The sequence below is a fragment of the Microbacterium sp. genome (genome assembly GCF_031178445.1).
GTDB lineage: Bacteria > Actinomycetota > Actinomycetes > Actinomycetales > Microbacteriaceae > Microbacterium.
Window position 1 is genome coordinate 186,450 of the sequence record NZ_JAPSIY010000006.1, and the last position, 12,631, is coordinate 199,080.

Below are 12,631 nucleotides of genomic sequence, written 5' to 3' on the forward strand. Positions count from 1 at the left end.
TCGAGAGACCGAACATGTCGAAACTCGCCATCCTCAGCCTCCGCAACCGCGCGCTGATCGCGCTCATCACGATCGTGTCGGCCGTCTTCGGCGGGCTGGCGCTGACGAATCTCAAGCAGGAGCTGATCCCTTCGCTCGAGCTGCCGGCGCTGATCGTCATGACCAGCTACCCCGGCGCGTCGCCCGAGGTGGTGGAGAACGACGTCTCCACGCCGATCGAAAGCGCGATCCAGGGTGTGCCAGGGCTGGACTCGACGAGCGCGACGAGCACCACGAACGCCTCGATCGTGCAGGCGATGTTCTCGTACGGGACGAACCTCGCCACGGCCGAGCAGAAGATGCAGCAGGCGATCAACCGCATCTCCTCCCAGCTGCCCGAGGACATCTCGCCTGAGGTGCTCAGCGTCTCGATCGACGACTTCCCTGTGATCCAGATCGCCGTGACCGGTTTCGACGACTCCGAGTCCGGCCAGGCCGACCTCGAGAACACGGTGATCCCGGATCTCGAGGATGTCGACGGCGTGAATGCGGCAGAAGTGGTCGGCGGTGTCGGACAGCGCGTGACCATCACGCCTGACGCTGCGGAGCTCGCCGCGGCAGGGCAGAGCCAGCAGGCGATCGGCGACGCACTGCAGCAGAACGGTGTGCTTCTGCCCGGTGGCGACATCACCGAAGACGGTCAGACCCTGACCGTGCAGACCGGGGTGAAGATCGCCTCGGCCGACGACATCGCGGCGCTTCCGCTGACGGGCAGCGAGCTGACGATCGGCGACGTGGCGACCGTCGCGCAGGAGTCCGACCCCGTGACCTCGATCTCGCGTGTGGACGGCGAGGACGCGCTGTCGATCGCCGTCACCAAGCTTCCTGCCGCGAACACGGTCGAAGTCTCGAAGGGGGTGCTCGCCGCACTCGACGAGCTCGGCGAGTCGTTCCCGGATGCGGAGTTCACCGTCATCTTCGATCAGGCACCGTACATCGAGCAGTCCATCGAGACGCTGGCGACCGAAGGCCTGCTGGGACTGGCCTTCGCCGTGCTCGTCATCCTGGTGTTCCTGCTGTCGATCCGCTCGACTCTCGTCACGGCGATCTCGATCCCGACGAGCGTGCTCGTCACGTTCATCGGGCTGCAGGCATTCGGCTACTCGCTGAACGTGCTGACTCTCGGAGCGCTCACCATCGCCATCGGCCGCGTCGTGGACGACTCGATCGTGGTGATCGAGAACATCAAGCGGCATTACGTCGAGGGTGCAGACAAGGGCGACGCGATCCGGCTGGCCGTGCGCGAGGTCGCGGCGGCGATCACAGCGTCGACCATCACGACCGTCGCGGTGTTCCTTCCCATCGTCTTCGTCGGCGACATGGTCGGCGAGCTCTTCCGGCCGTTCGCGATGACGGTGACCATCGCCATGGTCGCGTCGCTGCTCGTGGCGCTGACGATCGTCCCGGTGCTGGCCTACTGGTTCCTCAGGCCTGGCAAGCCGCTGCTCGACTCGGACGGAGGCAGGATCGATCCCGAGCATCCCGCCGCGCCTCCCACGCCGCTGCAGCGCATGTACCGCCCTATCCTGGGCTGGACGCTGAAGCACTCCGCGATCACGGTCGTGCTCGCCGTGGTCGTGCTGGCCGGCACGCTCGCAGCGGCCCCGCTGATGAAGATCAACTTCCTCAGCGACACGGGGCAGAACACCATGACGGTGTCGCAGGACATCGGCGCGACCGCGAGTCTCGAGGCGGAATCCGAGGCGGCGAAGAAGGTCGAGGAGGCGCTCGAAGGCGTCGACGGCATCGAGCACGTGCAGGCGTCGATCGGCTCGAGCGGTTCATCGCTGCGCGACGCCTTCTCGGGCGGGGCCGGCATCACCTACTCCATCCAGACCGAGGAGGGCGTCGACCAGGAGAAGCTGCGCGCCGACGTGCAGAAGCGGATCGACGGAGTCGAGGACGCCGGTGAAGTGACGGTGAGCGCAGCGTCCGGCGGCTTCGGCTCGACCGACATCGAGATCACCGTGTCGGCGCCGTCCGCCGACGCGCTGACGGACGCCACAGATGCGCTCATCGACGACCTCGAAGGACGCGAGGGCATCGGTCAGGTCACGCACAACCTCGCGGCGTCTCTGCCCTACATCGCCGTCGAGATCGACCGCGCAGCGGCGGCGGAGCGCGGGCTGTCGGAGGCCGCAGTCGGCTCGATCGTGTCGAACACCATGCGTCCGCAGCAGGCCGGGTCGGTCGAGATCGACGGCACCGCGCTCACGGTCTACATCGCGAACCCCGAGCCGCCGACGTCGGTGGAGGCGCTGCGGGATCTGGCGGTCCCGACCGCTGTCGGGCCGGTTCCGCTCGATGAGATCGCCACGGTCGAACAGCGCGAGGGTCCCACGTCGATCTCCACCGAGCAGGGTCGGCGCACTGCGACGATCACGGTGCCCCCGGCATCCGACGACCTCGCCGTGGCCACGTCGTCGGTGACCGCCGCGCTCGACGCGGTGGAACTGCCCGACGGCGCACGCGCCGTCATCGGCGGAGTCGCCCAGCAGCAGGCCGACTCGTTCTCGCAGCTGGGGCTCGCGATGCTCGCGGCGATCCTCATCGTCTACGTGGTGATGGTCGCGACCTTCAAGTCCCTCCGCCAGCCGCTGCTGCTGCTGGTGTCGGTGCCGTTCGCGGCGACCGGTGCGATCCTGCTGCAGATCGTCACAGGGGTGCCGCTGGGCGTGGCGTCGCTGATCGGAGTGCTGATGCTGATCGGCATCGTGGTGACGAACGCCATCGTGCTCGTGGATCTGGTGAATCAGTACCGGGAGAAGGGGCTGTCCACGCCCGACGCGGTGATGGCCGGCGGCGAGAAGCGTCTGCGCCCGATCCTCATGACGGCGCTGGCGACGATCTTCGCGCTCACCCCGATGGCGCTCGGCATCACGGGGCATGGCGGCTTCATCTCGCAGCCGCTCGCGATCGTCGTGATCGGCGGACTGGTGTCCTCGACCGTGCTGACCCTGATCGTGCTGCCGACGCTCTACAACCTCGTCGAGGGGGCCAGAGAGCGCCGCAGCGCCAGGCGCGCCGCCAGAGGAGACGGCGGAGCGGATGACGGGGGCGGCACGGAGCGTCCTGGCGGGGACGGCACGGAGCCCGGTTCGGGAGGCGCTCGTCAGGACCTGACGGATTCCGTTGCGGATGGCCATCCCGCGACGCCGCTCGCGGCCCCGGCATCCGATGTTGGATCGGGCGACCGGGATGCTGCACCGTCAGGAGTCATCGCGCATGCGTCCGAAGGGGCGCCGAGCCTGCCGGATGGGTACACCCGTGGCATGGATCCCATGGTCGCCGCCGCGGCTGCCGCGTCATCCGCCGCTGCGGCCGCGTCGGCTGCAGCAGCGGCCGCATCGGTCGTCGCATCGGTCGCGGCCGAGAGCGCCGAGTACCACCCGACTCGCAGGGAGCTGCGCTCCCGCGGGCTGCCGTCGGCCAACAAGGTCGACTGACGATTCGCGGCGCCGATCAGACGAAGGCGATGCCCCAGTCGAGCTGCCACGACTCGTCGCAGGCGAGTCGGCGCAGCCCACGACCGGAGTTGAACGCCTCGGCGGGCGCCGTCATGGGCTCGATCGCGACGACGAGCGGCCGGCCGGGGTAGCGGTCTGAGGTGAACGCCTGCACGAAGTTGAATCCGGCACCCTGGTGCACCGTCACCGTGCGGCCGTCCGGGGCGGTGAGGGTCGTGCGAACCCGGCCGTCGGGATCGCGGTGCAGGTTGGCGAAGCCCGTGTCGAGCTGCACGTCTCCCAGACGGCGCCCCTCGCGCAGGTCGGTGCCGGACGAGACGGGAGACTCGCCCACCGGCAGCATCCGCTCGTCGCTCTCGAAGTAGGTCTCGGCGGGGATGCGCAGTACCAGCTCGTGCGGGTCGACGTCGCCGATCGTGACGAAAGGGTGAGTGCCGAGTGCGACGGCCGCGCTCTCGGCCGAGCGGTTGGTGAGAGTGTGCGTGACATCGATGCCGGCATCCGTCAGCGCGTATCGCGCCGTTGTCTCCACGAGGTAGGGGTAGCCGGTCTGCGGCACGATCGTAGCGGCGAGTGTGACGGCGTCGTCGGTGTGCTCGGCGATCTCGTAGGCCGTGAAGCGCAGCAGGCCGTGACTGGCATTGTGGAGCTTCGGCTCACTGATCGAGAGCGATCGGGTGGTCTCACCGTCTTGCCAGATGCCGTCCCTCACGCGGTTCGGCCACGGCACGAGCACGACCCCTGAGGCCATCGGCGTCGGGGCATCGTCGGGGTACGGCGGGACGATGTCGACCCCGCCGACCGTCAGATGCCGGAGCGAGGCGCCGACCTGCGCGATCTGAGCGGTCACATCGCCGCGGCGGAGATGGATCTGGATGCCGGTGGGGGAGACCATTCGGCCATCGTACGACTCCGACCGGTCGATCGTAGCGCGAGGCGGTCTCTCAGGCGGGACGGGTACACTGGAGGGGTCGGCTTCGGGCAGCCCGCGCCATGCGGGGTCTTTTCTGAGCAGAACCAAGCTCGTTGTGAGCCCAGGGGCCGATGGTTCATAAACCATCACATGAATGGCCCCGGCCGACGGATGCCCGGGTATGTCCGCCGTGCGCTGAACTCTGTGCGCACGGAGCGGACGCTGTTCTCGTGTCAGAGACAGTGAAGGAAACACCATGCCCAAGAACGGCAAGCCCAAGGGCGGTCGCCCCGCCCGCAACTTCGAACCGCGCTACGCGAAGAAGACCTCGTTCCACGATCGTCACGCAGGCGCCCGCTTCGGTCGCGACGACGACCGCCGACCGGATGCCGGTGAGCGTCGCGACGACGAGCGTCGCACCGCCGACCGCCGGCCCGGCAGCATCAGCCCGAAGCACCGCGGCTACCGTGCGGCCGCGCCCGGCGATGCCAAGCGCCGCTGGACGGCGCAGGAGAAGGCGGGTCGCGACGAGGCCCGCTCGATCCGCAACCGCGCCGAGTCCGGCCGTCGTGAGGCGCCGCATCACCGCGACGAGCGTCGCGATGACCGCAGGTCCGGCGAGCGTCGTTTCGCGGATCGCGGCGAGCGTCGCTTCGACGACCGCCCTCGACGCGACGAGCGCGCAGGTGGCCGAGGCGGGCTCGACCGCTCCGAGCGTGGAGGCGACCGCTTCGACAGGAACGAGCGCCCGCGCTTCGACCGCGACGACCGACGTGGTGGCGAGCGTCGTGACGACCGTGGTGCGCGTGGCGGTTTCGAGCGTCGAGACGACCGTGGTGCGCGCGGCGGATTCGAGCGTCGTGACGAGCGTCCGCGTTTCCAGCGCAGCGAGCGTCCGCGCTTCGACCGTGGCGACCGCCCGGTCCGTGACGACCGCCCGGTCCGTGACGACCGTGGTGCGCGTGGCGGTTTCGAGCGTCGTGACGATGGTCCGCGTTTCGAGCGCAGCGAGCGTCCGCGCTTCGACCGTGGCGACCGCCCGGTCCGTGACGACCGCCCGGTCCGTGACGACCGTGGTGCGCGTGGCGGATTCGAGCGCCGTGACGATCGTCCCCGCGCCGAAGGCGGTGAACGCCCCCGTTTCGAACGTGACGAGCGCCCGCGTCGTGAGGACCGTCTCGATCGCGGTGAGCGTCGCGCCGAGCGGCCGCGCCAGGACCGCGCAGACCGCCCGGTCCGCCGGAATCGCGACGACCGCCCCAGCCGCAGTGACTGGAGCCGCACGCCGTCTGCGCCCAAGGAGCAGCTCGATGATGTGGTTCACGAGCGCCTCGAAGCGCAGGCCGTGCAGGCAGGCGAAGTCGCCGACGTGACCTTCGGCGATCTCGGCCTGGGGTCGAACATCGTCGAGATCCTGAAGAACCTGGGAGCCGAAACGCCCTTCCCGATCCAGGCCGCGACGATTCCCGCGATCCTCGAGGGCCGTGACGTGCTCGGTCGAGGCCGCACCGGCTCCGGCAAGACGATCGCCTTCGGCGCGCCCCTGGTCGAGAGCATCCTGAAGTCCCAGAAGGGCAAGCGTCGCGAGATCGGCCGCAAGCCGCGCGCGATCATCCTCGCGCCGACCCGCGAGCTGGCACTGCAGATCGACCGCACGGTGCAGCCGATCGCACGCAGCGTCGGCCTGTTCACCACCCAGATCTACGGCGGCGTGCCGCAGGCGCGACAGGTGGGTGCGCTCAAGAAGGGCGTCGACATCGTCATCGGCACCCCCGGTCGCATCGAAGACCTCATCGAGCAGCGCAAGCTCGACCTCTCCGAGGTGCGCATCGCGGTGCTCGACGAGGCCGACCACATGACCGAACTCGGCTTCGTCGAGCCCGTGCAGCGCATCCTCCGTGCCACCGGCACCGCGCTCGACGACCGTGACGCCAGCCAGAAGCTGCTCTTCTCGGCGACGCTCGACCGTGAGGTCGCGTCGCTCGTAGACGAGTTCCTCGTCGAGCCGGCGGTGTACGAAGTGGCCGGCGAGGATCAGCAGTCCAGCACGATCGACCACCGCGTGCTCGTGATCGAGCACCGCGACAAGGCCGATGTGCTCACCTCGCTGGTCGATCGCGATGGGCAGACCCTGGTCTTCGCCCGCACCCGTGCATTCGCCGAGATGCTCGCCGAGCAGTTCGAGGACGCCGGGATCGCGGCCGTATCGCTGCACGGCGATCTGAACCAGGCCAAGCGAACCCGCAACCTGCAGAAGCTCACCGCAGGCAAGGTGCAGGTGCTGGTCGCGACGGACGTCGCCGCGCGCGGCATCCACGTCGATGACATCGACCTCGTCGTGCAGGCCGACGCTCCCGACGAGTACAAGACCTACCTCCACCGCGCCGGCCGCACCGGTCGCGCGGGCCGTTCGGGTCGCGTGGTCACGCTGATCACCCGTCATCGCCGTCGTCGGATGGAAGACCTGCTCGGGCGCGCAGAGATCGAGGCTCCGTTCGAGAACGCCCAGCCCGGTGACGACGTCATCGAGGAGATCGCTGGCCGGATGCCGTCCGCCGCCGAGCTCACCTCCTGAGGTCGCAGAGTTCCGGTGTACCAGCCGAGTGCACCGGAACTCGCCGAATGCACCGAGAATCGGCGTCGACCCACTGTGCATTCGAAGGCATCCGATGCACGCGATGAACATCGCGGCTTCGATCAGTGGTCCAGCCGGCGTCCGTGCGGTGCGATTTCAGAAGAGCATCGGCGCCGGCTCAGGCCTCGCCGTCGTCGGCTCCTGGGTGCGGGCGCGCATGATGCCGCGCATCCGATCGTGCTCCTCCTCGGACTGCGCGTACAGACCGTGAGCGCGGATGAGCGGGCGCATCCGCTTGGCCAGCCACTGGCGATAGGGTTTGGGCGCCTCGACGGTCACCCCCGGATACAGTCCGCGATACGACGACATGAGTTCCGGATGCTCGCGCTGCAGCCACTGGAAGAACCACGGCTTCACTCCGGGCCGAAGGTGCAGTGAGCCGTATACGGCGTGATCGGCACCGGCATCCTTGATGCGTCGCAGCGCCGCGTCAATCGCGGCGATCGAATCGGTCAGATGCGGCAGTACGGGCATGAGGAAGACGCCCACGCGGAAGCCGGCGTCGGTCAGCGCGCGCACCGTGTCGAGCCGTGCCTGAGTCGTCGGGGTTCCGGGCTCGATCGAGTGCTGCAGATCGTCGTCGTACATCGCGATCGACATCTGCACGTCGATGGACACCTGCTTGGCGGCCTCGACCAGCAGGGGGATGTCCCGTCGGATCAGCGTGCCCTTCGTGAGGATCGACATCGGCGTGCCCGAGTCGGCCAACGTCCGGATGATGCCGGGCATCAGCCGGTAGCGCCCCTCCGCGCGCTGGTACGGATCGGTGTTGGTGCCGAGAGCCACCGTCTCACGTTGCCACGACCCGCGCCGCAGTTCGCGCTCGAGCACCTCCACCACGTTCGTCTTCACCGCGATCTGCGAGTCGAAGTCGGCCCCGCCGTCGAGATCGAGGTACTCGTGCGTGCCCCGAGCGAAGCAGTAGACGCATGCGTGACTGCATCCGCGATACGGATTGATCGTCCAGCTGAACGGCATCCGCGACGCACCGGGGACGCGGTTCAGCGCCGACTTCGACAGCACCTCGTGGAAGACCATGCCCGCGAACTCCGGGGTGGTCACCGACTGGACGATTCCGGTGCGCTTCTCGAGCCCGGGGAGCGCGTCGGCATCCTCGTCGTCGATCGTCTGGCCCTGCCATCGCATACTCGCCATTAGAACATAAAAACTAATGACGATCCATGAATGGTGGCTCATATTGGTACGTAATACGAAAGCGCTGCCCCGGGCACGCGCGTGTATGAGTGCGGGGCCGCGCGGCCGGGCCTTGACAGCCCGGCGCGGTTGTGAGAACGTTTACAACAAGACCTTGGAAACGTTTACAGCGCTCGAAGGAGAGCTCATGGCCAGAGCCACGATCACGCAGGTCGCCGCGCGTGCAGGTGTGTCCATCGCGTCGGCCTCCCGCGCGCTCAACGGCCAGATCGCCAGCGCCGAGACCGTCGCGAAGGTCCGTCAGGCGGCCCAAGAGCTCGGCTACGTCGCCGATGCCACCGCGCAGTCGCTCAAGCGCGGTCGCACCTTCCAGCTCGCCTACGCCGTCGCCGACATCGGCAACCCCGTCTACGTGGAGATGATGACCGCCATCCAGCAGGTCATCGCCGCCTCCGGGTACCGGCTGATCCTCTCCTCGACGGGGGACGCATCGTCATCGGCCGATGTCGTGCGCGACCTCAGCCGCGGGTACGTCGACGGGCTCATCATCTCTCCGCTGCGCGTGACCGAGGAACTGCTCACCGCCCTCGCCGCCGTCCGGGTGCCCGTCGTCGTGCTCGGCCGCGTTCCGGAGGACGCCGGATTCGACACGGTACGAGCGGACTCGCTGACCGCGATGCGCCAGATCGTCGATCATCTGGTCGAGTGCTCTCACCAGCACCTCGCATTCATCAACGGCCCGGTGGACACGACTCCCGGTGCGTTCCGGCGCGACGGGTTCGCCGGTGCGCTCTCCGCCCATCCCGATGTTCGCGCGGAGAGCGTCGCCGCGGCTGACTTCACCATCAACGCCGGCTACGAAGCCGCGATCCCTCTGCTCGACCGCGATGACCGACCTCAGGCCGTCATCGCGGCGAACGATCTGATCGGCATCGGGGTACTCCGCGCCGCCGAGGACCTCGGGCTGTCGGTTCCCCGCGACCTGGCCGTCACCGGCATCGACAACACAGAACTCGCCTCCGTGGTGCGCCCGGGGCTGACCAGCGTCGACATGGGTGCGGCCGAGCGCGGCCGCGTGGCCGCAGAGCTGCTCCTCGCGCGCATCGCCCAGCCCGATCGCGCCGCTCACACAGTCGCCGTCGCCCCGCAGCTCGTCGTCCGCGGGTCGACCCGAAGCGACACGACGTCACTTCGGGCGGCGGCTGTCGCAGATGAGAGGGCCGCCGGATGAGCACTGCAACGCAGAAGCGATCGACGGTCCCCGCACGGCCGAAGGTGCGTCAGATCGGCGCCCGCACGCGTGCGCAGCGCAAAGAGGCGATCGCCCTGGTCGTCCCCGCGCTGCTGCCCATCATCATCTTCTCGGTCATCCCGCTGGTGAGCGGTGTGGCGATCGGCTTCACGGACGCCACGCTCAAGCGGAACGCCGAGATCAGCTTCAACGGCCTCGAGAACTACATCGACCTGGCCGACAACCAGCGGTTCTGGGGTTCGTTCGGCATCGGACTGATCTGGTCCGCCTCCGTCGCTCTGCTCACTCTCGTCTGCGCCATGTGCCTCGCGCTGCTGCTGAACAGCAACCTGCGCCTGAAGGGCGTCACCCGGGTGCTGGCGCTCATCCCGTGGGCGATGCCCCCGGTGGTCATCGCCATCGTGTGGCGGATGATCTACAACCCGAACTCCGGGCCTCTCAACGGCATCCTCGGATGGCTCGGCATCCCCGGCGTGAACTGGCTCGGCGACTTCTCCACGGCGCTGCCCGCCGTGATCGTGGTCGGTGTGTGGTCGGGCATCCCGCAGACGACTGTGCTGCTGCTGGCCGGAATGCAGTCGATCTCCGCCGAACAGCACGAGGCGGCGGCCGTCGACGGTGCCGGCGTCTTCCGGCGCTTCTGGCACGTCACCCTGCCGGCACTGCGGCCGGTGATCTTCGCCGTCACCTCACTCGACTTCATCTGGCAGTTCAACTCGTTCGGCCTGATCTACGTCCTCACCGAGGGTGGCCCGGGCGGCCAGACGATGATCCCGCCCCTGTTCACCTACCTCGAGGCGTTCCGCAACAGGGAGATCGGCGCGGCCTCCGCCATGGGCAACGTGCTGGTCGTAGCGATCCTGATCATCCTCTCGCTCTACCTCATCAATCAGTTCCGCCAGAACAAGGGGGCGCGCGCATGAACACCAGACGCCCCTGGTACGCGACGGCCCTGATGTATGCGGCGCTGGCCTTCTTCCTCGCCTTCCTCGGCTTCCCGCTGGTGTGGCTGCTGTCGGCGTCGTTCAAGTCCTCGCAGGAACTGAACTCCCTCGCCGTGAATCTCATCCCCGCGCAGTGGGACTTCTCGAACTACAGCTCGGCATTGGAGCGGCAGAACCTCATCCCAGCGGCGGGCAACTCCCTGCTGGTCGCGGTGGCGACGATGATCATCACCGTGCTGCTGTCGATGCCGATGGCGTATGCGCTGGCCCGCCTGCGCGGCAGGCTCAGGGCCGCCGGCACGATCTGGATCCTCACCAGTCAGGTCTTCCCCAGCATCCTGATCATCATCCCGCTCTTCCTGCTGCTGAGGACGATCAGCCTGAACGACACCCTCCTCGGCCTGATCCTCGTGTACGTCACGTTCACGATGCCGTTCACGCTGTGGATGCTGCAGGGCTACGTCGCGGCCATCCCCGTCGAGCTGGAGGAGGCGGCCGAGATGGACGGCGCGAACAGGCTCACCATCCTGCGGCGCGTCGTGCTGCCGCTGCTCGCACCAGGACTCGTCGCGACGGCGATGTTCACCTTCGTCTCCGCATGGAACGAGTTCTTCCTCGCGCTCGTGCTGCTGCAGAGTCCTGAGCTGTACACGCTGCCGATCGCACTGCGCTCCTTCCTCGGTGCCGAGGGCCAGACGCAGCTCGGACCCCTCGCCGCCGGTGCTGTGCTCGCGACGATCCCGTCGCTCATCATCTTCGGCATCCTCCAGAAGAAGCTCACCGGCGGCATGCTCGCCGGTGCCGTCAAGGGCTGACTCGCCCGCACCTCCTGATCCACGCACCACCCGATCCACCGCATCACTGAGAAAGGCGATCATCATGAAGAGAATCCGAGGCATCGGCGCCATCGCATTCGCCGGCGTCGCAGCACTTGCGCTGACCTCCTGCACACAGGGAAGCGCGTCACGGGATCCCGGCGACGGCGAAGGCGAGGCCGTCACGCTCCAGTTCCAGTCGCTGTCGGACCAGCCCACCACCCAGGCGGCGGTCAAGGAGATCGTCGACACCTGGAACAGCGAGAACCCCGATGTTCAGGTCGAGATCATCCAGGCCGGCTGGGACGGCACCTACGACAAGCTGATCACACAGTTCACCGGAGGTACCGCGCCCGACATCATCCACTTCGAAGCGAGCTCCATCGTCTCGTTCGCAGCGGACGGATACCTCGCGGATCTCAGCGAGTACATCGATCCCGAGCTGAAGTCCGACATCTCCGAGGGCATCTGGGACTCCGTGACCGTCGGCGACGAGATCATCGCCTACCCGTCCACCTTGCAGTCGTACATGGCATTCGCCAACGCGGACCTGCTCGAGGAGGCCGGGGTGGAGATCCCCACCGGCGACACCATGACCTGGGAAGAGCTGGCGGAGATCGCCAGGGCGACCACCACGGCGGATCGGAAGGGTCTCGGCTGGGGCCTGGCCTCGCCGACCGCGACGATCATGAGCCTTTCGCTCGGCTTCGACGGAGGCTACTTCTCTGGCGAGGGCGAAGAGGCGACGATCGAGGTCGGCGATGCCGAGCTCGCAGTGCCCGAGCGCATCCACGAGATGGCCTACACCGACGAGTCGCTCGACCTGACCTCGCTGACCCAGTCGGGCTCCGACGTGCTGGCGTCGTTCTACGGCGGCAAGGTCGCGATGACCGTCCAGGGCTCCTTCCAGGCGACGAACATCGCGAACGATGCGCCCGAGGGCTTCAACTGGGTCGCGCTCCCGCCGCTGGAGGGCTCGGCCGGTGCGGTCCAGGCAGCGAACCCGCAGACGTACTCGGTGAACGTCGATTCGGAGTACGTGGAGGAGTCGGCTGAGTTCCTGAACTACTTCCTCAACGCCGAGAACCTCGCCGAGATCGCCTACGCGGACGCCCTCATCCCGTCGTCCGGTGAGGCCCGTGCCGCGGTCGAGACGCTCGCCGCCGACAACCCCGCGTGGACTCAGGTGCTCGCCTCCGGCGAGGGCCTCGAGGGACCGCCCTTCCTGAAGGTGGACAAGTACACCGAGTGGAAGGACACCATCGCGACGCCGGCCTACCAGCAGTACCTGGCCGACAAGATCACCAAGGAGCAGCTGGCCACCCAGCTTTCCGACGGCTGGGCCGACATCGCGGGTTGATCCGTGAGCGGAGGCGGGCACCGCCCGCCTCCGCTTCCCCAAGACATGACA

Annotated in this window: 8 protein-coding genes; 6 read left to right on the top strand and 2 right to left on the bottom strand. The window is 67.9% G+C overall.

Features of this window, described 5'->3' with window-relative positions; translation table 11 throughout:
- Positions 1-14: 14 nt before the first annotated feature.
- Positions 15-3,485, top strand: a complete 3,471-nt coding sequence (locus RIN43_RS10705) for an efflux RND transporter permease subunit (protein WP_309128903.1) — start codon at positions 15-17, stop codon at positions 3,483-3,485.
- A 16-nt stretch (positions 3,486-3,501) separates the two neighbouring features.
- Here RIN43_RS10705 and RIN43_RS10710 read toward each other — a convergent pair whose 3' ends face one another.
- Positions 3,502-4,401, bottom strand: coding sequence for an aldose 1-epimerase family protein (locus RIN43_RS10710; protein WP_309128904.1), 900 nt, complete (start codon positions 4,399-4,401; stop codon positions 3,502-3,504).
- A gap of 274 nt (positions 4,402-4,675) precedes the next feature.
- Here RIN43_RS10710 and RIN43_RS10715 point away from each other — a divergent pair, with 274 nt between their 5' ends.
- Positions 4,676-6,994, top strand: coding sequence for a DEAD/DEAH box helicase (locus RIN43_RS10715; RefSeq protein WP_309128905.1), 2,319 nt, complete (start codon positions 4,676-4,678; stop codon positions 6,992-6,994).
- Between the two features lie 156 nt (positions 6,995-7,150).
- On the opposite strand, the gene RIN43_RS10720 is transcribed toward RIN43_RS10715, so the two are convergent.
- The gene (locus tag RIN43_RS10720; RefSeq protein ID WP_309128906.1) at positions 7,151-8,200 is read right to left on the bottom strand and encodes an Rv2578c family radical SAM protein; all 1,050 of its coding nucleotides are present in this window, start codon (positions 8,198-8,200) and stop codon (positions 7,151-7,153) included.
- A 196-nt stretch (positions 8,201-8,396) separates the two neighbouring features.
- Here RIN43_RS10720 and RIN43_RS10725 point away from each other — a divergent pair, with 196 nt between their 5' ends.
- From RIN43_RS10725 to RIN43_RS10740, 4 genes are all read left to right on the top strand, one after another.
- Positions 8,397-9,440: a LacI family DNA-binding transcriptional regulator gene (locus RIN43_RS10725; protein ID WP_309128907.1), complete on the top strand. Its 1,044-nt coding sequence runs from the start codon at positions 8,397-8,399 to the stop codon at positions 9,438-9,440.
- On the top strand, positions 9,437-10,384 hold the full coding sequence (locus RIN43_RS10730) for a sugar ABC transporter permease (RefSeq protein WP_309128908.1): 948 nt from the start codon (positions 9,437-9,439) through the stop codon (positions 10,382-10,384). Before RIN43_RS10725 ends, RIN43_RS10730 begins: the two co-directional genes overlap by 4 nt.
- Positions 10,381-11,220: a carbohydrate ABC transporter permease gene (locus tag RIN43_RS10735; RefSeq protein WP_309128909.1), complete on the top strand. Its 840-nt coding sequence runs from the start codon at positions 10,381-10,383 to the stop codon at positions 11,218-11,220. The genes RIN43_RS10730 and RIN43_RS10735 overlap by 4 nt, the downstream gene beginning before the upstream one ends.
- 64 nt (positions 11,221-11,284) lie before the next feature.
- Positions 11,285-12,580 (top strand): sugar ABC transporter substrate-binding protein, encoded by a 1,296-nt coding sequence (locus tag RIN43_RS10740; protein ID WP_309128910.1) that lies wholly within the window; start codon positions 11,285-11,287, stop codon positions 12,578-12,580.
- Positions 12,581-12,631 lie beyond the last annotated feature (51 nt).